This is a genomic window from Exiguobacterium sp. s183, assembly GCF_018617655.1.
Classification (GTDB): Bacteria; Bacillota; Bacilli; order Exiguobacteriales; family Exiguobacteriaceae; genus Exiguobacterium; species Exiguobacterium aestuarii_A.
Window position 1 is genome coordinate 286,293 of record NZ_JACSKN010000004.1, and the last position, 21,917, is coordinate 308,209.

26 protein-coding genes are annotated in these 21,917 nt (G+C 47.6%); 18 read left to right on the forward strand and 8 right to left on the reverse strand.

Annotation, left to right across the window (positions count from 1 at the left end; all coding sequences use genetic code 11):
• Window positions 1-115 precede the first annotated feature (115 nt).
• The 3 genes from KNP62_RS11615 (at window position 116) to KNP62_RS11625 (ending at window position 4,021) form a co-directional block, all read left to right on the forward strand.
• Window positions 116-916 (forward strand): hypothetical protein, encoded by an 801-nt coding sequence (locus KNP62_RS11615; RefSeq protein WP_214785622.1) that lies wholly within the window; start codon window positions 116-118, stop codon window positions 914-916.
• A gap of 91 nt (window positions 917-1,007) precedes the next feature.
• A complete protein-coding gene (locus KNP62_RS11620; protein WP_214785623.1) occupies window positions 1,008-3,131 on the forward strand; it encodes an MMPL family transporter in 2,124 nt (707 codons plus the stop codon).
• A 248-nt stretch (window positions 3,132-3,379) separates the two neighbouring features.
• Window positions 3,380-4,021 carry a YitT family protein gene (locus tag KNP62_RS11625; protein ID WP_214785624.1) on the forward strand — a complete coding sequence of 214 codons (642 nt, stop codon included), beginning with the start codon at window positions 3,380-3,382 and terminating at the stop codon, window positions 4,019-4,021.
• Between the two features lie 10 nt (window positions 4,022-4,031).
• Here the strand turns inward: KNP62_RS11625 and KNP62_RS11630 are convergent, their stop codons facing one another.
• Window positions 4,032-4,487: a hypothetical protein gene (locus tag KNP62_RS11630; protein WP_214785625.1), complete on the reverse strand. Its 456-nt coding sequence runs from the start codon at window positions 4,485-4,487 to the stop codon at window positions 4,032-4,034.
• 134 nt (window positions 4,488-4,621) lie between these two features.
• On the opposite strand from KNP62_RS11630, the gene KNP62_RS11635 reads away from it, so the two are divergent.
• Together KNP62_RS11635 and KNP62_RS11640 are read left to right on the forward strand one after the other, a co-directional pair.
• On the forward strand, window positions 4,622-4,807 hold the full coding sequence (locus KNP62_RS11635; protein WP_214785626.1) for a hypothetical protein: 186 nt from the start codon (window positions 4,622-4,624) through the stop codon (window positions 4,805-4,807).
• Window positions 4,808-4,916: 109 nt separating this feature from the next.
• On the forward strand, window positions 4,917-5,639 hold the full coding sequence (locus KNP62_RS11640; protein ID WP_214785627.1) for a YwiC-like family protein: 723 nt from the start codon (window positions 4,917-4,919) through the stop codon (window positions 5,637-5,639).
• On the opposite strand, the gene KNP62_RS11645 is transcribed toward KNP62_RS11640, so the two are convergent.
• The 3 genes from KNP62_RS11645 to KNP62_RS11655 all read right to left on the reverse strand — a co-directional run bounded on the left by KNP62_RS11645 (window position 5,636) and on the right by KNP62_RS11655 (window position 7,438).
• Window positions 5,636-6,583: a DUF4003 family protein gene (locus tag KNP62_RS11645; protein ID WP_214785628.1), complete on the reverse strand. Its 948-nt coding sequence runs from the start codon at window positions 6,581-6,583 to the stop codon at window positions 5,636-5,638. The two genes, KNP62_RS11640 and KNP62_RS11645, sit on opposite strands and share 4 nt — an antisense overlap.
• 89 nt (window positions 6,584-6,672) lie before the next feature.
• Window positions 6,673-7,104, reverse strand: a complete 432-nt coding sequence (locus KNP62_RS11650; protein WP_015880528.1) for a type III secretion system chaperone family protein — start codon at window positions 7,102-7,104, stop codon at window positions 6,673-6,675.
• A gap of 67 nt (window positions 7,105-7,171) precedes the next feature.
• Window positions 7,172-7,438, reverse strand: coding sequence for a metal-sensitive transcriptional regulator (locus KNP62_RS11655; RefSeq protein WP_214695974.1), 267 nt, complete (start codon window positions 7,436-7,438; stop codon window positions 7,172-7,174).
• Between the two features lie 278 nt (window positions 7,439-7,716).
• On the opposite strand from KNP62_RS11655, the gene KNP62_RS11660 reads away from it, so the two are divergent.
• The 5 genes from KNP62_RS11660 to KNP62_RS11680 all read left to right on the forward strand — a co-directional run bounded on the left by KNP62_RS11660 (window position 7,717) and on the right by KNP62_RS11680 (window position 13,169).
• Window positions 7,717-8,022: a rhodanese-like domain-containing protein gene (locus KNP62_RS11660; protein ID WP_214695982.1), complete on the forward strand. Its 306-nt coding sequence runs from the start codon at window positions 7,717-7,719 to the stop codon at window positions 8,020-8,022.
• Window positions 8,019-10,484 carry a CoA-disulfide reductase gene (locus tag KNP62_RS11665; protein ID WP_214785629.1) on the forward strand — a complete coding sequence of 822 codons (2,466 nt, stop codon included), beginning with the start codon at window positions 8,019-8,021 and terminating at the stop codon, window positions 10,482-10,484. The genes KNP62_RS11660 and KNP62_RS11665 overlap by 4 nt, the downstream gene beginning before the upstream one ends.
• A gap of 200 nt (window positions 10,485-10,684) precedes the next feature.
• Window positions 10,685-12,130, forward strand: a complete 1,446-nt coding sequence (locus KNP62_RS11670) for an alanine/glycine:cation symporter family protein (protein WP_214785630.1) — start codon at window positions 10,685-10,687, stop codon at window positions 12,128-12,130.
• An 84-nt stretch (window positions 12,131-12,214) separates the two neighbouring features.
• Complete coding sequence (locus tag KNP62_RS11675; RefSeq protein WP_214760799.1) at window positions 12,215-12,670, forward strand: hypothetical protein; 456 nt, start codon at window positions 12,215-12,217, stop codon at window positions 12,668-12,670.
• A 52-nt stretch (window positions 12,671-12,722) separates the two neighbouring features.
• On the forward strand, window positions 12,723-13,169 hold the full coding sequence (locus KNP62_RS11680; RefSeq protein WP_214785631.1) for a hypothetical protein: 447 nt from the start codon (window positions 12,723-12,725) through the stop codon (window positions 13,167-13,169).
• Between the two features lie 38 nt (window positions 13,170-13,207).
• Here KNP62_RS11680 and KNP62_RS11685 read toward each other — a convergent pair whose 3' ends face one another.
• Window positions 13,208-14,227 carry a metal ABC transporter solute-binding protein, Zn/Mn family gene (locus tag KNP62_RS11685; protein WP_214785632.1) on the reverse strand — a complete coding sequence of 340 codons (1,020 nt, stop codon included), beginning with the start codon at window positions 14,225-14,227 and terminating at the stop codon, window positions 13,208-13,210.
• Between the two features lie 173 nt (window positions 14,228-14,400).
• On the opposite strand from KNP62_RS11685, the gene KNP62_RS11690 reads away from it, so the two are divergent.
• The 3 genes from KNP62_RS11690 to KNP62_RS11700 all read left to right on the forward strand — a co-directional run bounded on the left by KNP62_RS11690 (window position 14,401) and on the right by KNP62_RS11700 (window position 16,486).
• Window positions 14,401-15,336 (forward strand): alpha/beta hydrolase, encoded by a 936-nt coding sequence (locus KNP62_RS11690; RefSeq protein ID WP_074034302.1) that lies wholly within the window; start codon window positions 14,401-14,403, stop codon window positions 15,334-15,336.
• A gap of 63 nt (window positions 15,337-15,399) precedes the next feature.
• Window positions 15,400-15,999 (forward strand): histidine phosphatase family protein, encoded by a 600-nt coding sequence (locus KNP62_RS11695; RefSeq protein ID WP_214785633.1) that lies wholly within the window; start codon window positions 15,400-15,402, stop codon window positions 15,997-15,999.
• 10 nt (window positions 16,000-16,009) lie between these two features.
• Window positions 16,010-16,486, forward strand: coding sequence for a DUF456 domain-containing protein (locus tag KNP62_RS11700; protein ID WP_214696004.1), 477 nt, complete (start codon window positions 16,010-16,012; stop codon window positions 16,484-16,486).
• A gap of 75 nt (window positions 16,487-16,561) precedes the next feature.
• On the opposite strand, the gene KNP62_RS11705 is transcribed toward KNP62_RS11700, so the two are convergent.
• Window positions 16,562-17,035: a YwpF-like family protein gene (locus KNP62_RS11705; RefSeq protein WP_214696006.1), complete on the reverse strand. Its 474-nt coding sequence runs from the start codon at window positions 17,033-17,035 to the stop codon at window positions 16,562-16,564.
• A gap of 113 nt (window positions 17,036-17,148) precedes the next feature.
• On the opposite strand from KNP62_RS11705, the gene KNP62_RS11710 reads away from it, so the two are divergent.
• On the forward strand, window positions 17,149-17,451 hold the full coding sequence (locus tag KNP62_RS11710; protein WP_214785634.1) for a 7TM diverse intracellular signaling domain-containing protein: 303 nt from the start codon (window positions 17,149-17,151) through the stop codon (window positions 17,449-17,451).
• Between the two features lie 37 nt (window positions 17,452-17,488).
• On the opposite strand, the gene KNP62_RS11715 is transcribed toward KNP62_RS11710, so the two are convergent.
• Together KNP62_RS11715 and KNP62_RS11720 are read right to left on the reverse strand one after the other, a co-directional pair.
• Window positions 17,489-18,934 (reverse strand): nicotinate phosphoribosyltransferase, encoded by a 1,446-nt coding sequence (locus tag KNP62_RS11715; protein WP_214785635.1) that lies wholly within the window; start codon window positions 18,932-18,934, stop codon window positions 17,489-17,491.
• Between the two features lie 22 nt (window positions 18,935-18,956).
• The gene (locus KNP62_RS11720) at window positions 18,957-19,490 is read right to left on the reverse strand and encodes a cysteine hydrolase family protein (protein ID WP_074034315.1); all 534 of its coding nucleotides are present in this window, start codon (window positions 19,488-19,490) and stop codon (window positions 18,957-18,959) included.
• A gap of 140 nt (window positions 19,491-19,630) precedes the next feature.
• Here KNP62_RS11720 and KNP62_RS11725 point away from each other — a divergent pair, with 140 nt between their 5' ends.
• From KNP62_RS11725 to argC, 4 genes are all read left to right on the forward strand, one after another.
• Entirely contained in the window at window positions 19,631-19,906 is a 276-nt protein-coding gene (locus tag KNP62_RS11725) for a 4a-hydroxytetrahydrobiopterin dehydratase (protein ID WP_015880543.1), read from the forward strand.
• On the forward strand, window positions 19,899-20,381 hold the full coding sequence (locus KNP62_RS11730) for a hypothetical protein (protein WP_251125687.1): 483 nt from the start codon (window positions 19,899-19,901) through the stop codon (window positions 20,379-20,381). Before KNP62_RS11725 ends, KNP62_RS11730 begins: the two co-directional genes overlap by 8 nt.
• 33 nt (window positions 20,382-20,414) lie before the next feature.
• Complete coding sequence (locus KNP62_RS11735) at window positions 20,415-20,732, forward strand: hypothetical protein (RefSeq protein WP_214696016.1); 318 nt, start codon at window positions 20,415-20,417, stop codon at window positions 20,730-20,732.
• 159 nt (window positions 20,733-20,891) lie between these two features.
• A complete protein-coding gene (argC, locus tag KNP62_RS11740; RefSeq protein ID WP_214785636.1) occupies window positions 20,892-21,917 on the forward strand; it encodes an N-acetyl-gamma-glutamyl-phosphate reductase in 1,026 nt (341 codons plus the stop codon).

Consider the following 21,917-nt stretch of genomic DNA (forward strand, 5'->3'; position numbering starts at 1 on the left):
TGAACCATTCATCTATACCGACAGTATACAGGAAAATCGAAAATGTGTTGAACGAACACATTCAAAATCGAATTTCGCTTCGGTCGTTGCTAAGCTGAAATTAGGAAGTGATCAAATGTACAAACAAACAGCAGACTTTCAATTTCATCAAACGATCGAATGGTTAGAACGTGTCGGTGAAGGTTGGATGTTGTACTTGGCGCAAACCGGATTTTTGTTCTTTGACGAGTCGTCCCAAATTCGCTGGGAGATTGACTGGGCTTGGACACCGTGCGCCCTATATGTGGAACCGAATGCGACGCGTGCCGTGGCATGGTTCCGAGAAAAAGGACTTTACGGAGTCATTGATTTACAAAAAGGACAGATGGAGACGCATGCGATTCCACAACGTTTTAACGGTGACTGGTTTAGCAATTTGCACTATTGGCAAGGCGATGACATCTTCTTATATTCAGCCGAATCGGATGTCGTGGCTTTGAATCTCCACGATCATACGTTTCGATATAGTCGCTACGAAGAAGTTCCGCTCTTTGGGAACATCATCGAGCTGGCATATCAAGGGACGTATGATTTTGAACGATTCACACCTGAAACATGTGTGACCTTATTTGATGAAAACACGCATCACTTTTTAGTGGAGAATGTGAAAACGAATGAGCACTGGCGTATTCCGTATGAAGGGGACCGTGATACGGTCATCCTCGATCAAGTCGGTGAAACGACGGCAATCACTTCGACCGAAGCGTTCCAACTGTTTCGTCGAGAAGAAGAACTGTTTTGTTCGACGGTGTGCGCGGACAACCAATTGCTGAAGGTCATGCTGTTAGATGACCAAGGAGATCGACTCGTTGTTCTATCCGCACCACCACGATTTTGCCATAGTTGGCTTCAAGTCTTTGAACGACAAGAATCCTGAACCCGAAACAGGTTCAGGAATTTTTTGTGAAGTGATGATGAATGAAGAGAGAAACGGGAAGTAGATGGTTAGACAGGGAGGAGTGACGAGGATGGAATGGTTAGGTAGGCAATTGGTTCGCTTTCGATATGGAGTACTACTCATTTGGACGATTTTACTCGCAGGGTCGGTCTATTTTGGACTGCAGCTCCCGGGTGAGTTGAGAGGAAACGGCTTCGCGATTCAAGACGGGCGATTCCAACAAGTAGAAGATACGTTGAATGAACGGTTCGACCGTGCCGGTGCCTCGATGATCGTCTTGTTTGAAGGCGGAGAAATAGAAACGGTCATGGACGAACAACAGCAACGGTTCGAAGCAATTCGGTCGATTGATGGTGTCATTACGCCGTCAGAGAATCCAGATGCTCGTTCAGGCGACGTCTCGTACTTTGTGCTTGAATTTGAAGACTATGAAGCAGCCGAATCTTCGATTGAGGCGGTTCGTGACGCCCTGATCACAGACACAGATACAGAAGTGCGGTTGACTGGGGAACCGGTATTTGCAGACGACTTGAACGAGGCATCGAAAAATGACTTGATTCGAGCAGAGTTGATCGGGATTCCGGTTGCTCTCGTCGTATTGTTACTTGTTTTTGGAACGCCGCTCGCGGCACTCATGCCGTTGCTCGTCGGACTCATCACGTTCATCGTAGCGGCAGGGTCTCTATTCTTTTTTGCGCAAAACATGGAATTATCCATATTCGTCTTGAACGCCGTGGCGATGATTGCCATTGCGCTCGGGATTGATTTCTCATTGCTCCTCGTCAATCGGTATCGCGAAGAGTTGACGCGTGGGCAGTCGAGAGAAGAAGCTATCGTCCGAACGGTGGCGACGGCAGGACGTTCGATTCTCTTTTCTGGATTATGTGTCTTTGTCGGGTTAGCCGGTCTACTCTTTATCCAGGTCGATGTCTTCCAGGCAGTCGCACTCGGTGCGCTCATTGCCGTCGCGGGGGCTGTGTTGTCCGCACTGACACTCTTGCCGTCATCTCTTTACTTAGTAGGGGACGCTTTGAATAAAGGGCGGATCATCAAGTCTGACGAAACGAAGTCAGAAAAACGCTGGCAAAAGCTTGCCCGCTTCGTCATGAAGCGACCTGTGACGATGACGCTCGTTGCGTTATTGTTACTGCTACCGAGCCTTTGGTTCGTCCGTGACTTAGAGCTGAACATTCCGGACGCAGATGCGCTCCCGACTTCGTATGAATCACGGGCGGCACTTGAGCGATTTGACGAAGTGTTCGGAGAAAACTCAACCGATGCGGTCATTTTGTTCGAAGCGAATGATTTGACGGACCCGATGATTTTAGAAGAACTGACAACGCTCACAGACGAGTTAAACGAAGTAGGGATTGTCGATAATGTCTCGACCTTTTTGACGACGTCCGGTTTGACGCCTGAAGTGTTCACGCAACTCGTGGAAGCGGCCCCGGAACAACTCGCTCCGCTTGAACGGCTCGTCACGCTTGATGGAAATACTGATCTTGCCCTCGTCAACGTGAGTTTCGATGTACCACCGAGTGACAAGGAAGCACAGGCATTTGTCCGCGATTGGCGAGATCAAGGATTTGAGGTCGGTGGACCGGCTGCTTTTAACGAAGAGATTTATGATGAGATTTACGACAGCATCCCATATGCAGTGATCACCGTCATTTTGGCGACGTTCTTCATCCTCATGTGGGCATTCCGATCCATCTTGATTCCAATCAAAGCCATTCTCATGAATGTACTCGGTCTCGGAGCAACGTTCGGCTTACTTGTCATCATCTTCGAATCCGGTTATGTATATGACGCGGAGACCATCAGTATTTTGACACCGGTCTTCATCTTCTCACTCGTCTTCGGATTGTCGATGGACTATGAGGTGTTTCTCGTTTCACGAATCGAGGAATACTACCGAGAGACAGGTGACAACGACTATGCGACAGAGATGGGACTGGCGAAAACGAGTAAGATCATTACCTCGGCTGCCATCATCATGATTGTCGTGACCGGTGCGTTTGCCTTTACGGGTGTCAGCCCGATTAAACAGCTCGGTGTCGGGATCGCCCTCGCCATCTTTATCGATGCGACCATCATCCGGATCCTGCTCGTTCCATCCCTTATGAAACTGTTTGGGGATTGGAATTGGTGGTGGTTCGGTAAGAAAGATTTACCGAAACGTAACATGCACTAAAGGTAAAATTCATGAACTGAATCAAAATGTGTGGTAAACTACGTACAAGATTACGCGCAATTTGAGAAAGGAAGGTCTTTATGGATACCGAGAGGACGTGGCCTCTGTTCCAACTTCCGGACTTCTAGCGTTGAATGATCACCATGACGTGTATCAATCAACAAACGGAAGATCGGAGATGGAACAGATGGAACCGCAGCTACGACTGAGGATCCTCCTCTCCGTCAAGAACGGGGAGGACAATCGGAATGAAACGAGTTGCTACCATAGTGCTCGGAACGCTGATCATGGCGTTCGGTTATTATTATTTGAATGAACAGTTTGGTTTGGCGGAAGGTGGATTCGTCGGGTTATCGCTACTCGGTCGCTATTTATTTGATATCGACCCGGCGATCTCGATGATCGTGCTCGACATCCCATTTTTTATCATTGCATTGTGGTGGAAAGGATGGCGTTTTGTCGGACAGGCGGTGCTAGCCGCTTCGTCCCTTTCGCTCAGTTATGCGATGTGGGACCGTCTCGATTTGCTCACGTTTGATATTCAAGTATGGCCAGCGACGCTATTCGCTGCCATCGCAAGTGGGATTGTGACCGGATATGGTCTCGGTCTCGTCTTGAAGTCAGGCGGAGCGACCGGTGGCGACGACTTATTCGCCCTCGGATTATCGAAATGGACAGGCGTGTCGGTCGGTACGATTTTAATTATCTTTGATGTGATCGTCCTTGGGATTTCACTCATTTATTTACCATTATCGAACGCATTGTATACGCTCGTCGCGGTATCGATCGCGGGTCGTGTCGTCACAAAGATGTTGATAGTCGATGTGGTCGAACAACCTGCACCAGCGGTTATCAAACCTAAGCTTGCACCAAAAAACGATCTCGCGTGAGATCGTTTTTTTAGTTCATCGAAGCCGCGACGTCAAACAAATCCTGCTTCGAAAGTTGATGTCCGCGGTAGTCGATTGCGTATTCGACGCCATCTCGTTGCCAGCTGAGAATAGTGAGTTCATCGGACTCATTGAGGTAGACAGGCGAACCTTGAACGGTTTGTGCGTACCGTTCCCACTCTTCGACATGGTGCCATCCGAGTTCCGTAGTCGACCATATGCTCATAGACTCCTCTTCATTTTCATAGACGAGTTCGACCCGCCCTAGGCTGACCAGATGTGCATATTCGGTCTCAGCGACAAAAGGGAGGTGCGTAGGAGTGTGAATCTCGAATGGAACAAAAGAAGTTGTTGCGTGAATCGGTAGAGGGACTTCGCTTCGACCGATGAAGAGCAGAATGAAACTCATGCCAAGGATGCCTTTAAAAATGAATCGGCCTTTTCGGTCTTGTGGTAGTAAAGACATGATCAACGTTCACCTCACTGAACAATTTGTAAACTTAGTATAAATGATAGATTTGGTTAAAACATACAAAAAATAACTTTTTATTCACTGGAGATGATATCATAAAGGATGATTAGAAATGAGAGGTGCATCTTATGAAAAATCGAAATCTCATAAACTTTAGTATTCTCGTGTTGCTAATGGCATTGATGGTGATAAATAACATTGAAGGATTGTATACGTTCAAGACGTTAATGAATAGTTTTGCAATCTTAACGTTATCTGTCATTGGCGTTGTGTACGCGACAAACTATGTGAAACGTAAGAAACAGGCAATGTGATGAAATAGGTGGCTGAGGCTACCTATTTTTCTTTTTCGTTATTTGTGGCAAATCTCACAGCGTATGCTATCACCATCCATTACACTGATGAATGAAGGAGTGAAGTGTGATGAAATGGATGATTCCAACACAACATGGAGCATGGTCGATGCTCATTTTACCGTTCGTTCTTGGAGGAACGGTTGGAGGATGGAGGTGGACACATATACCTTTTGCCATCGCGTGGCTATTTGTCTATATGGGTACGTTTTTTTTATTCCAATACATCAAACAGCGAAAGAAATCGCGTGAGCTTTTACGCACAGTGATGATTTATCTGATGATTGCTACCTTAGCTATCATTCCTGTTTTATGGGTGCAAACGCGTCTCATCTGGTTCGCTTTCGCGATGATTCCATTCGGTCTCGTGAACGCCTACTTTGCCAAAATCAAAGATGAGCGGAACGTGTGGAACGACGTCAGTGCCGTCACGTCATTCTGTATCGGAGGAATGGCGAGTTATTACCACGGGGCACACATCTTTGATGAAACGATTATATGGGTATTCGTTTTACCATACCTCTATTTCCTGGGAAGCATCTTTTTCGTCAAGACGATGATTCGGGAAAAGAAGAGCATCATGTACCGAAATCTTTCTTGGGGATATCATATGTTACTAATCATCGTGTTTATTACACTTGGATATCCTCTACTCGCATTGGCTTATGCACCGAGCCTGATACGCGCTGTTTGGTTTTACGGCAAAAAAATCCCAATCATGAAGATTGGAATCTTGGAAATTGCGAACTCTATATTCGTACTGACGTGTCTTACGACCTATCTTCTGATTTAGTCCGTAGATGATGAAGTACTGGCGATAACGGTGGCAGTTGTAGCAGCGGTCATTGCTTGTTGCATCGCTAGCAAATGAGCGAAGGTCCCGTGTAGCAACAAATCATTCGCTTCTCCCGTGATGTGGTCGGCAGCTACGAGTTGAAGGGCGACAAGCACGCTATGCGTGTTGAACCAGCGCTGTTTGTCTTTTTCGGCATTCACGATTTCTTGAATGGCGTGTACGCCATCCGTATTCGGTTCCGCGACAATGCTCAGTAAAGCGAGCGCGGGCAAATGCTCACGTCGAATGGATAGTTGGACGTCGTCTAACTGCGATTTCCATGCCAGTAGTCGAGAGACCGCTTCTTCTGGTGCAGACTCGCTGAATGTCAAAAGATGCGAGACGAGTTGCAGTTCGTTCGATTTCGGTAGCCGATCTTTCAATAAGGTATAATGCTGCTCGATCCGTTCGTTTAAATCGATGACGTCGTCAAACGCTTGAACGAGCACGAATGCCGATAATAAGTCTTCCTCGCTCGTCAACCAGGGATGATGTTGTTTGAACGTTTGATATAAGTCAGTCGCCTCATCGAGTCTTCGCTCAGGCTCATCTACATTGATCAGTTGATTCGCTAAAAAAGGCCGTAATGAACTGAAGCGGAAATGCTTTCGGTCGAGTAACGTATCTAGTCGAAGGGCCTCGTCGATTGCGGTCCCGATGTCTTCATATTTGGCATCGAGAAAAGAGAGCCAGACGAGGTTTTGACTGCCCCTAAACTTTGAAAACATCTTCGTTTTTTGTTTCAATGTATCGCGTGCGTTCGAAAATCGAGATGCCTCGAATGGGGTGTCGTGAATCGCATAATGAATGGCCATCAAGCGCCGGAAGTCATCTGTCAGTTCCCACTTCGTCGCTTCCTTGATGGCGTCTAACGCCTCTACATATCGTTCATAACGTGTCATATCGAATCGCCTCCTTGGTCAACCATACGAGCTATAGTAAGAAGATGTTTCAAAAAAAGCCGTCCGGAAATGTTCCGGACGGCTTTTCATTATTGTACTTGTGTGTACAGTTTTTGCATGTACTCGTTCACTTCGTCTGCGGCTTGGAACATCATGAATGAATGTTGCAAGATGATCTCTGGTGAGAAACCGAGATCGAGGTCGAGTGTTGATGCGAGCGTGACATCACGATCGCTGTCGAGTACGCAACGGAAGTATTTGAACTCCTGGTTGAACTCGTTCAAGGCATTTAGAATCGGTAAATCTTCTACGTAGTCTGGGACGTGCGTGACGGTCGCAGCGTATAACTCAGCGTCTGTCGTCTTTTTGTTAAAAGCGATAATCATAACGGGCTGAGCCCCGGATTTTGTTGTTTCACGCGTCAAAAACGTGACGTGCGTTTCAGTGTCGCTCTCTTTGAACGTCATGTTGCGTTCAGCGGCGAGCGCTCTAAATGATTCTACTTTTTCTTCGAAGTTCACAAGGAAATCCCCCTTAGTAAGTCGTTACTCTAACTTTCCCCCATTTGGACGGGGAAAGCAAGGGGAACTAGCGTTTCATCAACATTTTAATGGCTTCTTCGACCGTTTCTGACGTATCTTCGCCATCTGCTTGCGCTGTGATGATGCACTGTTCTAAGTTCTTGGCCACGATAATCGTCGAGGCGCGGTCGAGTGCAGAACGTGCTGCGCTCAGTTGTGTCACGACGTCACGACACTCTTTTCCTTCCTCCATCATGCGGATGATGGCGCGAATTTGTCCTTCTACCCGTTTCATGCGATTCAGTACTTTCGGGTCGTATTGATACTGTTCCATGTCCTTCACCTCTATAGTAAAAATTGTTCAGTTACCCAACTATTTCTTGTGTAGGCTCATCTTAATACATGGGGGAGTATGTGTCGAGCATCAACTACTTTATAAAGATGTGATGAAAAATTCTACATTTCGTCAAACTTATTTCTTGCATTTGAATACCTAAGGGGGTATATTAATGACGTGGAAGCTAAATGTTCAATAAATCACAAACTTTATTGAGCGCCAGCTACCAAGCCGAATGGTATAGATGGAATCGAAAATAGAAAGGTAGATTAATGATGAAAGCATCTGCTTTAAAACGTCAAATGGATTTTGAAGTGCCTGTAAACATTGTCGACGTTCGTGAACGCGACGAGTTTCAAGAAGCGCACATCGAAGGTGCCAAAAACTATCCGTTATCAGAAATGACAACATGGATCGACACACTCGATCCTGCTGAAGAATATGTCGTTCTTTGCCGCTCTGGTGCACGTAGCACGCAAGCAACTTGGCAAATGGAGGCAAAAGGCTATAAAGTGGTCAATATAGAAGATGGCTTGATGAGTTGGCCAGGAGAAGTCGTCAGAGGAGGAAATGGACAATGAGTAAAAAAATCGTAATCGTCGGTGGAGTAGCGGGTGGTGCGTCTGCAGCAGCGCGTCTTCGTCGCTTAAATGAGGAAAATCAAATCGTCATGTTCGACCGTGGGGAATACATCTCATTCGCTAACTGTGGTCTTCCATATTACATCGGGGACGTCATTCAAGATCGTCAAAAATTGCTCGTCCAAACGATTGAAGGGATGAACAAACGTTTCCAACTTGATATCCGTAATCTGACGGAAGTGGTTCAAATTAACCGTGACGAGAAAACAGTGACGGTGAAGCATGTTCAAACAGGCGAAACGTATGATGAGTCATACGATGTTCTCATCCTTTCACCGGGAGCGAAGCCGATTCGTCCAAACATCCCTGGAATCGACGAGGCAGAAGACATCTTCACGCTTCGTAACATTCCAGACACAGATAAAATCCGTGGCTATGTCGATGACGAAGCTCCAAAACACGCGACTGTAATTGGTGGGGGCTTCATCGGGATTGAGATGGCAGAGAACTTACGTGAGCGTGGGGTTGATGTGACGCTCGTCGAGATGGCGGACCAAGTCATGACGCCACTCGACCGTGAGATGGTCGCGCCGATTCATGAACATTTACGTCTTCATGGTGTCGAGCTTCAATTGTCTGATGGCGTTTCTTCATTCTCTGAAAAAGGGAAGAAAGTTCATTTGACGAGTGGTCGTGTCATCGATACAGACATGGTGATCATGTCGATCGGGGTCACACCGGAGTCAACGATTGCCCGTGAAGCGGGACTTGAAACAGGTACGCGCGGTGCGATTCGTGTAAATGAAAAAATGATGACATCTGATCCATCGATTTACGCGATTGGAGATGCGGTCGAAGTGCTCGACTATGTCTTCCAAGAGCCAACTGTCGTCCCACTCGCATGGCCAGCGAACCGTCAAGGTCGTCTCGTTGCCGACATCATTAACGGTCGTGACGTGAAATATAACGGAACGATGGGGACGGGAATTGCGAAAGTGTTTGATATGACGGTCGCATCGACTGGTTGGAACGAGAAACGTTTGAAAGCAGCCGGTAAGACGTATGAAGCCGTTCATGTGCATCCAGGTTCGCACGCCGGATACTATCCAGGATCGACACCGGTGTCACTCAAACTCTTATTCCACCCAACAACGGGTGAGATTTACGGTGCACAAGGTGTCGGGATCAACGGAGTCGACAAGCGAATCGACGTCATTGCGACAGCGATGAAAGGTGGTTTGACGGTCCTTGACCTGCCTGACCTTGAACTCAGTTATGCACCACCGTTCAGCTCGGCGAAAGATCCCGTCAACATGATTGGGTATGTCGCTTCTAACGTCGTACTTGGTGATAACGAAGTCGTGCATTGGGATGAAATCGATGAGCTCGTGAAGAACGGAGCGACGTTACTTGACGTCCGTGACGAATCAGAACATGAACTTGGGAAGATTCCAGGATCGATCAACGTCCCACTCAACTCATTACGTGAAAACTTAGACAACTATGACCGAAGCGAAACGATTTATGTGACGTGCCAAGTCGGTCTTCGTGGATATCTCGCATCACGCATCTTGCGTCAAAACGGCTTCAAGGTGAAGAACTTGAGCGGTGGCTATAAAACATGGTCACAAATCAATCGTGATTTCGAGGCGCTTGAAGAAGCGAACACATCAAATGAAACAGCGGCTACCGTTGTAGAAGAGGAGCCAACACAAATGACGAACGCACCAATCGGTGAAGCGGTCATGTTAGACACATGTGGTCTACAATGTCCGGGACCAATTTTAGAAGTAAATAAGAAAGTTGCAGAACTCGGAGAAGGCGAAACACTGCGTGTCCTCGCAAGTGACCCAGGGTTCTTCGCCGATATCGAAGCGTGGGCGAAGAAGACAGGTAACAAACTCGTCTCGAAACAATTCGTCAACGGACGTGTCGAAGCCATCCTTCAAAAAGGACAAGGTCCGGCTGCGCCACAAGCGGGCACTCCAACAGGAGATGGCGCGTCAATGGTCGTCTTCAGCGGTGACCTCGACCGTGCGCTCGCATCTCTCATCATTGCGCAAGGTGCTGCAGCGATGGGGAAAGAAGTAACAATGTTCTTCACATTCTGGGGACTCAATGTCATCCGCAAACCGGACGCGCCGGAAGTGAAGAAACAAGGTCTTGAGAAAATGTTCGGCATGATGATGCCAGGACATGCCGGTGAACTTCCACTCTCGAACATGAACTTCGGTGGTGTCGGCCAAAAAATGATGAAGAAAGTCATGAGCGACAAGAACGTCCCTTCTGTCGAAGAGATGATCAAGTCAGCTCAAGAGGCAGGCGTGAAGATGGTAGCCTGCACGATGTCAATGGACGTCATGGGGATCAAAGAAGAAGAGTTGATTGATGGGGTCGACCTCGGTGGTGTTGCGGCTTATCTCGGTGCAGCAGAGGGCGGAAACTTAAACCTCTTCATCTAAATGAACTGTATAACGAATCGGGTTGCGATGGGCAATCCGATTCGTTTTTTGTTGGTGAGATACGATTTGAAGGAAGTTCATATATACGAGAAAACGAATTAATATTGCAATTTTCGTATAATTTACCTATAATTCTAGTCATGTTAAAAAAGTTAACATGACTTTTTCTGTTGAGATTTTTAGAATGATGGAGGATTAGTATGGAGAAATTTGTAGAGAACCTCGTTTCGCAGGCGAACGATTTGTTATGGTCGCAAGTGCTCATCGTTGTTCTTGTCGCATTGGGTATTTATTTCACGATTCGTATGGGCTTTGTTCAGTTCCGCATGATTCCTGAGATGTTCCGCCTTTTGTTCAAAGAAGGAACGACGCGTGAGAAAGGCCAAGTGTCTTCGTTCCAAGCGTTCGCGATCGGGACGGCAGCACGTGTCGGCACAGGGAACATTGCCGGTGTGGCGACAGCGATTGCGCTAGGTGGCCCAGGGGCAGTCTTTTGGATGTGGCTCATCGCTTTGATTGGAGCAGCTTCTGCGTTTGTCGAAAGTACATTGGCACAAGTGTATAAGATTCGTGACGGACGCACATGGCGCGGAGGTCCGGCTTACTATATGGAGCGTGCGCTCGGTCAACGTTGGCTCGGTGTCTTGTTCGCGATTTTAATCACGTTCTCATTCGGATTCGCGTTCAACTCTGTTCAGTCGAACACGATTTCACTTTCTGTGAGTAATCAATTCGGCATCAGCACGACAGTCGTCGGGGTTGTCCTCGCGATCATTACGGCAGTTGTCGTATTCGGTGGAATTCAATCGATTGCGCTCTTGTCGAGTATCATCGTTCCAGTCATGGCGGGTGGCTATATTTTACTCGCGATTTGGATCATGGTGACAAACGTATCCCTCTTACCAGACGTCTTCAGCCTCATCTTCTCAGAAGGAGTTCTTGGAATCGAGCAACTCTTCGGTGGTGCAATCGGTGCGATGGTACTCCAAGGGATTCGTCGTGGTCTCTTCTCGAACGAAGCAGGTATGGGTTCTGCGCCGAACGCCGCTGCGACAGCGGAAGTATCACACCCTGTTAAACAAGGGTTGATTCAATCGTTCAGCGTATTCGTGGATACATTGCTCGTTTGTACGTCGACAGCGATGATCATCTTGATTTCAGGAGTTGCCGGTTCAGAATCGTTCGCCGGTGTTGAATTGACGCAAGCGGCGTTGACAGCAGAAGTCGGTTCGGTCGCGACATCGTTCTTGACGATTGCGATCTTCTTGTTCGCTTTCAGCTCGATTCTTGGTAACTACTACTATGGCGAGACGAACATTCAGTTCATCTCGGACAAAAAAATCTATGTCACGCTCTATCGCATCGGTGTTGTCGGAATGGTCTTGTTTGGTGCGGTCCGCTCTGCAGGGCTCGTCTGGTCGATCGCTGATGTGTTCATGGGCCTCATGGCACTCGTCAACTTGTACGCAATCTTCCGCTTGGCGAAAGTGGCTCGAGCCGTTCTTGACGACTACTTGTCACAGCGTCGAGCAGGACAAGATCCGGTCTTCTATGTCGACTCGGTAGAAAACCTTCCAGGTCGTGAGTATGTAGAAGCTTGGGAAAGCGAAACAGAAGAACAAAAAACAGGAACAAGTCGTTCTTGATGAATGGAACCGTCTACGAATTCACGTAGGCGGTTTTTTTACGTATACAAGACGGGTAATGTCATAAAAAGGGGGCGTTCATGTATGGAGACGACGCATTATGTACGTGTTTCCCCAGAAGTTTGGGTGTCATTTAATCAAGATCCGGAGATGATTTTAGACTGGTTGATTCATATGCATGAGCAATACCGTAATCGGGACGACACGTTAACGCTCCCAAATGTCGAATCGTTTCAACGCGTGCTCAGTCAAATCGAGGTGTATATCGATGGGGCTGACACATATAATATGGAAATGGCGCTCGTTGGCGAGGAGTTGATTGTGAATGAAGCACAGGCGGTCGTGGTCGGAATCTTGACCCCACAGCTACTTCACATCGTCAAAGACACGTTGCATGCGTTCGGACGGGATGATGTGAAAGACATGGCACTCGTACCGAAAGAGGAGTTCGAGACGATTTGGGAAGATTGGACAAAGTTGCAACAGTTCTGTGAGACGGCTGCATCCCAAGAAGAACTTGTCCTCATTTATTATGAGTAAAGATGAATCCACCATGGTATAATGTAAAAAAATGGATAAAGGGGATTCGATCATGGACGTGTTCGGCACACTCATTTGGCTTGGTATTCTCATCAACCCGTTTCTCGCCTATCAAACGAAACGCATATCACTTTATCGCATCACACTCACCTTATTCATCGTATTCTTGGTGACGTGGGGGTATGCTGTAGCGGGCGGATCAGTACCGACCCTATTTGACACAGCGTGGAGTTTGCTGTTCATCGCTTATGTTAGTCTTTTGGTGTTGAATAGTTACTTCGTCAGCAAACGGTTTGTTCCAAATATGACATGGTTTCGTTTTAGTGTGATGGGCCTAAGCGGAGTCGTCATCAGTCAAGTGTGGTTCGGACTGAGCACGGACAACTGGGAGTGGTCATCCTTCATGAATGGGGACGTATGGATGATGAGTGTGACCGTATCACTCTTGCTCCTTCTTTTCGTCACGATGAAAACGCTGGACCGCCGGATCGAAGTATAAAAAATCCCGAAACGAATCAATTCGTTTCGGGATTTTGATTATTTCAAGGCTGTCTCGAGTGCCTTGACGTTTTCACGCATCAAGTCAAAATAGCTCTTGTCCATCTGTTCTTTTGTGACAGATTCCAAGTTGTAGATCGTTACGCTTTCTGCGCCGATTTCTTGCTTCACGACCTCAGCCACTTTTGGTGTGACCGTATCTTCGAAAGCAATATAGTTCAAATCGTGGAGACGCGCCTCTTCGATGATTCGTTTGAGGGCTTGTTGTGAAGGTTCTTCAGAAGGTGTGAGTCCGGCGATTGGCAACTGATCGAAACCATATCGTTCAGCCAAATAGCCGTATGCTGCGTGTGTGACGAGTAACTCCGACTTCGAACCATTCTCAACTGCTGCTTTCAATTCTGCATCGAGGGTATTCGCTTCGTCTTTAAATGCACTCAACCGTTCTGAGAACTCGTCTTTATAGTCTGGTGCCTCTTCGCTGAAAGCAGCTTCAACAGCTTCTGCCATTGAAACGGCATTCATCGGGTCGAGCCAGACGTGTGGATCGTATTGTCCATGGTCATGCTCATCTTCGTTATGCGCTTCTTCTTCATTGGCATGCTCGTCTTCAGAATGTCCTTCTTCTTCGTGAGCATGTTCATCTTCGGAATGACCGTCTTCTTCATGAACATGAACGGTATCGGCTGCATCAAGCAACGTCACGTCCTCTGCCGTTTTGACGAAAGCGACGTTTTGTCCTTCCAAGCTCTTCTCCATGGACTCGACGTAAGGTTCGAGGTCATGGCCGATTGTTAAAAAGAGGTCAGCATCTGCAATTTGAGTCATCTGCTTTGAAGTGGGCTCATATGTGTGTGGGTCTGCTCCAGGTAGAATGACCATTTCCACGTTGACACGGTCACCACCGATTTCCTCTGCCATTGACTTCAAAGCAAAAGTCGAAGCGTAAACCGTTAGTTTCTGATCTGTCGATTCGGATGCGTTGTCTCCTTCGGTATTCCCACACGCGCCAAGCAAAAGCGTGCCGGCCGCGACAGCACCTAGCCAAGTCTTCTTCATCTTTCGTCGTCCACCTTTCAAATTATCTGAATATTAAATCGTAACTGTTACGTTTTATGACTGCGAGTAATATTATAGTGTGACCTTCGGAGCACGTCAAGTCCGACTTCTGATGGATAGATTTTTGAAAAAAGCGGGAATATGATTAAAAAAAGGAACGAGGAGTGGATTGTATGAGAAAGGAGACCGCCTGGTTTGTCGGGGGCGCGGCACTGGCCGCGGCGACGGCAGCCGGGGCCAGCGTGTGGAGTCAGTATGGGTCACTTGTCAGATGGCAAGAGCCTGAATTGCCGATTCGACCGACAACACGCCGGCGCCACACGTATACGTATAAGATTGTCAATGATCGTCCGCTCCAATTTGATTTGTATCTCCCACCAGGGGAGGGACCGTTCCCGGTAGCGGTCTATGCACATGGGGGAGCATTTGTGAGAGGGAGCCGCAGCATGGTTACGCTGTTCCATCCGTTACTCGATCACTTTTTGGGGAAAGGGATCGCCGTCGTCAGTATCGATTACCGTTTATTTGAAGATGGGGTGTATTTCCCTGACAATATCATCGATGTCTCGGATGCGCTTAGCTATTTAAAGCAGCATGAATCATTGCTCACCCTCGATACGAGTCAGTTACTCGTGTGGGGCGACTCTGCTGGAGCAGCTTTAATGCTCGCTACTGCGCTCGATCGTCACAAACAATTTGTAGGGGAACTCGGGGATGACCTTCCGACAATCAAAGGAGTCATCGCCTTATATCCGCCGACAAACTTCTTGTTGTTCAAATTCATCCAAACATGGCTAGCTCATTTGAAGTTTTACGAGGGAAGCCGTGAAGAATGGCGTGAACTGATGGTGAAATGTTCACCAGTCTCCCATCTATATGCTGATGCCCCTCCGATTTTACTCTTACACGGGAAGAAAGATCCGATTGTGCCGTTTGGTCAAGCCCTTCACTTCGTCGAACATGCGAGTGATGTCGGTGCGAACGTTCAGCTCATCTCGTTTCCGAATGGAACACATTCGCTTGCGAGTTTCCTACAATCGGACAACCCGATCAAAGAAGAGCAGTTGATGGCGCGGATCAATCGTTTCATTGACGAATGTCTTGTCTGAAGTTGCGATTTTTAGGGAAGATGGTACGATGGGGGATGATTGAAAGAGTAAGGAGTGGAAGCAGTGACAGAGTTATGTTTAGTAAGACACGGTCAGACCGATTGGAATCGTTTAGAAATCATTCAAGGACGTGAAGACAATCCGTTGAATGCACTCGGACGCCAACAGGCAGAAGAGAGTGCAGCTTTTTTGGGTCAAGAAACATGGGATCTCATCGTTTCTAGTCCATTAACGCGTGCGGTCCATACAGCACAGGCAATTGCGACAGCCTGTGGAATCGAGCATGATGCGATTCGATTGGACGAGCGATTTATTGAACGCGAGTTTGGAGCAGCGTCCGGACAACCCGTGAAGGGCATTTATGAAGCGGTGCAGGCCGATGACGAGCGTCGCGTTCCGGGTCTCGAATCAGAGGATGAGATGCGTGCTCGCGTCCTAGAAGGAATGGAACATTTGGTAGAGATGTATCCCGGGAAACGGATCATTGTCGTCTGCCATTCGCATGCGATTAAAGCGGCGCTCTCGGCGATCGATGACACGTATACGTTCCGTCATGCGATGCGAAACGCCTGCTCGAACTATATCATCCATCAACATGGCCAGTTTGAGGTGAAGGCGATTAATGTTGCTGATCATATCACCGATCCGGCCATCATGAAATGAGGAGAATGTCATGACGACCTTACTATGGGTATTCATCATCGCATCATTTGTGGTTGCTTTTGCCGGACTCATTTACCCGGTCATTCCAAGCGTTCTGTTCTTATTTATCGGATACATGATTTACGGATTTGGTTTTTCATTTGAACCGTTGACCTGGACATTCTGGGTGTGGCAATCGGTCTTCCTCATCTTCTTGTTTGTGGTAGACTATGTTGTCACCAGAGCAACAGTGGATAAACGTGGGGGGTCAGAACGGGCGAAATGGGGCGCAACCATTGGCTTGATTGCTGGACCGTTCATCTTCCCGCTCGTCGGGGTCCTCATCTTCCCATTTGTCTTCGCATTTTTAGCGGAGTTGACACTCGGAAAGACGACACGTGAAGCATGGAGTATCGGTGTCGGAACGGTTCTCGCGTTTCTCGGCAGCACGCTTTTAAAAGTGATTGGAATGACGATGATGGTCATCTTGTTCTTTATCTATGTGTGAGGCGGGGGTCCTTTCTCCGTCTTTTTTGTTTGAGAGGGGAATCATTTTGGGGAAAGAAAAAACAAGGCCATTCGATTACTCGAATGACCCGGTTTTGACCAATTGATTGAAGGCAGAGCGACTGAACGATTGTTGGATCTCCACTTTCTTCTCGAAGAAGGCGGGTTTCAAATTCGACGTGGCGACCCCTTCTTGAATGAGAGAGTCGAGCACTTGTTTCGTCGCATCTTGTTTTGGATTCAACATGAGTCCCTCGGCGACGAACGTATGGTGATCGCTCAAGGCTCGTTCACTCGTGAAGGTCAAGGCGAGTGCGGCAGGCGCATTCGTCGGAGATGTGATGATGGCTTCAGCGAGGATGAGGATTCGTTTGTTTAAGTAATGGTGAAGGGTGACGGCCGATTCGGTCGGCACGAGCATCTCGAGCAACCATTCTGAATCATGTTCTTTCGAGATGATCAACCCGTCGAGCAAATCGATTGGTAAATTTAGTTCATTGCCGTACTCGTCTTGAACGAGACGGACTTGGACGAGGCGAAACGTTTTCATAGGATCGTTCCTTTCCGCGTTTTCTTTAGACCATCTTAACATAGTCTGACGAATAGAATGTGTTAAGATAACGGGGAAGAAACAGAAAATTAGAGAGTGAGGGAGGCATCAAGATGAGTTGGGTTGTTGGCGTAATCGGGTATGTGACGATTCTCGCGATCGTCTACTATGGTGTCCTTTTCTTCAAAGTGAAACGGGAGCGGAGTCGGGCCGGCTATCGAATCTTTCTTTTGCTTGCCGGACTATTTTTAGTCAGTGGGAGCGATTATATCATTGCACTGTTCCGAGGGGACACCGAAGCGACGTTTTGGCAACGAACCGTCTATTTTGTCTTGATATTGCTCTCTTTGTCGATGGCGCTTTACTTTCGGAGAAAAGAAGATCAAAGCCAAGCAGGCGAGATGACGATGGTATAAGCAAACGGTTGTGGGAATGTACCCACAACCGTTTTTTTTATTTCGGTACTCGCGTTTTGCGAATCATATCGAGTTTTAAATCCCATAGTGGTTTACTGAACGTCACCGAGTACACTTCCGGTAAACGGAGGCGCTTATACTCCTCCCAGAGCCCGTTCATCTGTTCATGATGGTAAGCGCGAATCTCGGTCGTGCTTGGAAGGTCGTATACACGTTTTCCATCGAGGAAAATCGGTTGCAACAACCGTTTGACGTTAAAGTTGCGCGTCTTGATTTTGAAGGCGGGGTCGCGGACGTCAATCAAGTCGATTTCGCTATACGATTCGACAGGTTCGTCGGCAAGGGCGATATAGTCCCCTTTGAACTTTTTCGTCTCCTTGTCGATAATGCGGTACAACTCTTTTTTATGAGGGGTCGTTGTCTTCACTTTAGAAGAAGACACTTTGATGACCGGTTTTAATTCTCCGGATTCACCCTCACGAGCGACCAATTTATATACCATGCCGAGCGCTGGCTGTTCGTAAGCCGTGATTCCACGCGTCCCGACGAGGAACGTATCGGCTTCTGCACCTTGCATGCGTAAGTCTTGAATGACGTATTCATCTAAATCACCAGATACGACGATTTTGACATAGTCGAGACCGGCTTCATTCAATGCTTTCCGAGCGCGTTTTGACAGATAAGCGAGGTCACCCGAATCGAGTCGTACAGACTTGAGGCGGTGTCCTTTCGCCTCGAGTTCTTTTGCGACCGTGATCGCGTTCGGAAGACCGGATTTGAGTGTGTCATACGTATCAATCAGGAGACTTGTGTTGTCTGGATACATCTCTGCGAACGAACGGAATGCACTCAATTCATCATCATGGAACTGAATGTCCGCATGTTCCATCGTCCCTCCTGTCGGCACGTCGAAATCACGTCCGGCAGAAACAAGGCTCGTCACGTCGAAACCGGCGATATAAGCGGCGCGTGTCCCGTAATAGGCGGCATCAACGCCTTGTGCGCGACGTGCTCCACCTTCGAGCAGTGTCTCGTTCGGAGCGGCCTGACGAATTCGGGCATACTTCGTCGCGATGAGTGATTCGTGGTTCGCGATATTGAGTAGCGCCGTTTGGAACAGTTTTGCTTCAAAGATGGTCGATTCGATTCGGACGACTTGCTCGTGTGGGAAGATGACCTCTCCTTCACGGACACTATATAGTGAACCAGTGAACTTAAAGTTTCGTAATACATCTTCGAATTCGTCTTCGAAGCCGAGTTGTTCTTTCAAATAGGCGATGTCTTCTTCTGTGAACGAGACGTTCTCCAAGTAGTGGACAATGTTTTCGAGTCCGGCGAAGACGACATAGCCACCGCTGAACGGGTTCGAGCGGTAATAGAGGTCAAAGACGACTTTTTCGTTATGGCGACCTTGCTTCCAGTAGATATACATCCAGCGTGGGAGATAAAGGTCTGTGTGAAGTGCTAAATTGCGATGTAACATATGTTTTCCTTTCTGTTTTACGTCACTTTCCGACGACGGTCGCACCGAGAGTCGTGACGAAATGTTCGAGCGCCCATTCATGACCGACCGGGTTGAAGCTTTGGACGGCATCGGCGTGGACGACGATTTGATAACCGAGGTTGTAGGCATCTACGGCTGTATGGAGCACACAAATGTCTGTGCAGACACCGACAAGATGAACTTCTGTAATCCCACGTTCCCGAAGACGAAGGTCAAGGTCTGTTCCGGCAAACGCACTGTACCGTGTCTTGTCGATCCAATGGTCGGCTGTTTTGGATGCTTCTTTCACTGCACCATACAATTCACGACCTTCCGTCCCACGAATATTGTGAGGCGGGAACAACGTCGTTTCAGGATGGAACGTGTCGCCTGCATCATGGACATCGTTCGCGATGACGACATAATCCTCGGTCGAGAACGTTTTGATTAACTCGACAATCCGTTCTTCAATCTCTTGCCCGGGTTTCCCACAAGTCAAACGACCACTGTCTGCGATAAAATCAAATGTATAATCTATAACAATCAATGCGCGCATGGGAGATGCTCCTCTCTCGTAATCAAAATGATGGCTGTCCATCTCATTCTAAATCATTATACATCATGCGCGGAAGATTATTTTTCTCCGGTTTGGGTAGATTAAGACAGTAGACTGTATAGGGAAAGGGGATTGTGACGATGGTATTATCACAAAGTGAATTGACAGATGAACTGTCACGGTTAAACGGTTGGGAAGAAGTGAACGGGGAGATTCAGAAGACATATCGGCTTGAGACGTTCCCGGAAGCCATCCAGTTCGTCCATCTCGTAGCGGATTTGGCTGAATCGCTCGATCATCATCCGAATATCTTGATTGAGTATCGGAACGTAACATTGACCGTATCGACCCATGACGAAGGGGGCATCACGGAGAAAGACATCACACTCGCGAAAGGGTGTGAGGAGCTTGTCTAAACTGTATATGACCTTCGCGTCAGGTAGTGTGGCCGAGCGTCTCCGGAAAGAGCCGGGCGTGGTCGCGGCAAATGGACATGAAACGATTCTGCTTGCAGAAGGAGAAAAATCTCCGTTCAAAAGTGGAAAAGTGTTTGAGATTGAAGAGGCATCTGGCGAATTCGTCAAAAAAGGAAATATTTTATATGCGAATGTGCCGACGGATGAAAATGCCCGTTCGCTCCTGTTTCATCAATTGTTGACGGAAAAGGCGCCGCTCGGAGTTGGACATGATGGATTTTCGGCGTACCGTCTAGGTGTCGACCCGGACGACAATCATGCGGTTGTATTCATCCAATTCACATCTGGTGGGAAACACTTCCGAGATACAGCGGACTACGCGGTGCTTGAAGATCGCCTGAAACGGGCGGTCGAACAACGAGGTGCAGGTCCTGTCATAAAACACTATGTCGTCACCGAGTCAGATAATCTATAATAAAAGATAACGTCATGTTAGGGGAGGATTTTTATGAACAAGAATTATTTCTGGTTGGGGATGGCTGCGGGTGCAGTAATCGGCGCAGCGGCATCACTTCTCCATAGCGAAACACGCGATCAACAAGTGAGACAATTGAAAGGCATGAAGTCGAAGTTGAAGTCATCGAATACATCGACAGAAGCACACGCGGTCGGTCTTCAAGCGTCATCGAAAGGCAACTTGAAAGACCGAGTCATGGAATGGAAATCGCTCTACGAAGAAAACCAAGATACAATTCAAAACCTCGTCGAAGACGTGAAAGACTTAGTCGATGCGCTTCAAGAGGCTCGTCATAAAAATCAAATCTAATCACAGGTCCGGTGCATATGCATCGGACTTTTTTTATGCTCCAAAGCCTTACTACACAAGCAATCATAAAAGTTCGCTGTTTCATATGAATAAAAATACAATTGACAGAATAAATATACATATGGTTCAATCATTTTATTCTTTAGAGGAGGTAGAGAGATGATCACGTGTAGCATCGTCGGCGTAACAGGTTATGCCGGGTTGGAATTGTTGAAGCTGATCGAACAACATCCGACTATCCATTTAGAAAAAGCAATCAGCGATTCGTGCGCCGGGATGACCTTATCGGAACTGTATCCGTGGTTACGAGCAGGTGCACAAAAACTCGAACCGTTTCAAGTGGAGGCCTTAGCAGGAATCGATTTGTTGTTCCTTGCGACACCAAGTGGCGTATCCGCTGACTATATACGACAGTTGGAATCTTTTGATGGGGTGGTCATCGATTTGAGTGGGGACTTGCGATTACCGTCCAACTTGTATGAAACATGGTACGGGAAGCCACCTGTCAACGAAATCATTCAAGCAGAGGCTGTTTACGGATTGACCGAGTGGAATCGAGACAAGCTCTCGACCGCGAAATGGATTTCAAATCCTGGTTGTTATGCGACAGCCGTCTCGCTCGCCTTGTTACCGTTTGTTCATAATGATTGGATTGATCCATTGCATATCATCGTCTCTGCTTGTTCAGGAATCACAGGTGCGGGCAAGGGATTGAGTGAGAAGACGCATCACGCCAAATCGAATGAGAACGTGCAATTGTATAAAATTCACTCCCATCAGCACATTCCTGAAATTGAGCAGACGCTGAATACATGGAGTGAGAAGAAAACAACTGTCTCGATGTCGACGCATTTATTGCCAATCAATCGAGGTATCATGGCGACGATCACAGCTCAGCCGAACGATGACGTTTCAGAAGATGAGTGGGTACGCCGACTGCAGAGCGCGTATGAACACGAACCATTCATCCGAGTGCAGCAAGGTGAACCTGAAATCAAGTCGGTCGTCGGTTCGAATTACTGCGATCTCTGGGTGTACAAAGAAGAACGGACGAATCGACTGACCATCGTGTCGGTCATCGACAATATGCAAAAAGGGGCGGCCGGGCAAGCACTGCAAAATGCGAACGCTCGATTCGGATTCGAAGAAACGCTCGGACTGTTGAGTCAACCACAATACATTTAG

Bases quoted from the DNA above. Each gene is read 5' to 3' on its own strand.
- KNP62_RS11615 (WP_214785622.1), top strand. From the start codon at position 116: ATGTACAAACAAACAGCAGACTTTCAATTTCATCAAACGATCGAATGG.
- KNP62_RS11620 (WP_214785623.1), top strand. From the start codon at position 1,008: ATGGAATGGTTAGGTAGGCAATTGGTTCGCTTTCGATATGGAGTACTA.
- KNP62_RS11625 (WP_214785624.1), top strand. From the start codon at position 3,380: ATGAAACGAGTTGCTACCATAGTGCTCGGAACGCTGATCATGGCGTTC.
- KNP62_RS11630 (WP_214785625.1), bottom strand. From the start codon at position 4,487: ATGTCTTTACTACCACAAGACCGAAAAGGCCGATTCATTTTTAAAGGC.
- KNP62_RS11635 (WP_214785626.1), top strand. From the start codon at position 4,622: ATGAAAAATCGAAATCTCATAAACTTTAGTATTCTCGTGTTGCTAATG.
- KNP62_RS11640 (WP_214785627.1), top strand. From the start codon at position 4,917: ATGAAATGGATGATTCCAACACAACATGGAGCATGGTCGATGCTCATT.
- KNP62_RS11645 (WP_214785628.1), bottom strand. From the start codon at position 6,583: ATGACACGTTATGAACGATATGTAGAGGCGTTAGACGCCATCAAGGAA.
- KNP62_RS11655 (WP_214695974.1), bottom strand. From the start codon at position 7,438: ATGGAACAGTATCAATACGACCCGAAAGTACTGAATCGCATGAAACGG.
- KNP62_RS11660 (WP_214695982.1), top strand. From the start codon at position 7,717: ATGAAAGCATCTGCTTTAAAACGTCAAATGGATTTTGAAGTGCCTGTA.
- KNP62_RS11665 (WP_214785629.1), top strand. From the start codon at position 8,019: ATGAGTAAAAAAATCGTAATCGTCGGTGGAGTAGCGGGTGGTGCGTCT.
- KNP62_RS11670 (WP_214785630.1), top strand. From the start codon at position 10,685: ATGGAGAAATTTGTAGAGAACCTCGTTTCGCAGGCGAACGATTTGTTA.
- KNP62_RS11675 (WP_214760799.1), top strand. From the start codon at position 12,215: ATGGAGACGACGCATTATGTACGTGTTTCCCCAGAAGTTTGGGTGTCA.
- KNP62_RS11680 (WP_214785631.1), top strand. From the start codon at position 12,723: ATGGACGTGTTCGGCACACTCATTTGGCTTGGTATTCTCATCAACCCG.
- KNP62_RS11685 (WP_214785632.1), bottom strand. From the start codon at position 14,227: ATGAAGAAGACTTGGCTAGGTGCTGTCGCGGCCGGCACGCTTTTGCTT.
- KNP62_RS11690 (WP_074034302.1), top strand. From the start codon at position 14,401: ATGAGAAAGGAGACCGCCTGGTTTGTCGGGGGCGCGGCACTGGCCGCG.
- KNP62_RS11700 (WP_214696004.1), top strand. From the start codon at position 16,010: ATGACGACCTTACTATGGGTATTCATCATCGCATCATTTGTGGTTGCT.
- KNP62_RS11705 (WP_214696006.1), bottom strand. From the start codon at position 17,035: ATGAAAACGTTTCGCCTCGTCCAAGTCCGTCTCGTTCAAGACGAGTAC.
- KNP62_RS11710 (WP_214785634.1), top strand. From the start codon at position 17,149: ATGAGTTGGGTTGTTGGCGTAATCGGGTATGTGACGATTCTCGCGATC.
- KNP62_RS11715 (WP_214785635.1), bottom strand. From the start codon at position 18,934: ATGTTACATCGCAATTTAGCACTTCACACAGACCTTTATCTCCCACGC.
- KNP62_RS11720 (WP_074034315.1), bottom strand. From the start codon at position 19,490: ATGCGCGCATTGATTGTTATAGATTATACATTTGATTTTATCGCAGAC.
- KNP62_RS11725 (WP_015880543.1), top strand. From the start codon at position 19,631: ATGGTATTATCACAAAGTGAATTGACAGATGAACTGTCACGGTTAAAC.
- KNP62_RS11735 (WP_214696016.1), top strand. From the start codon at position 20,415: ATGAACAAGAATTATTTCTGGTTGGGGATGGCTGCGGGTGCAGTAATC.
- argC (WP_214785636.1), top strand. From the start codon at position 20,892: ATGATCACGTGTAGCATCGTCGGCGTAACAGGTTATGCCGGGTTGGAA.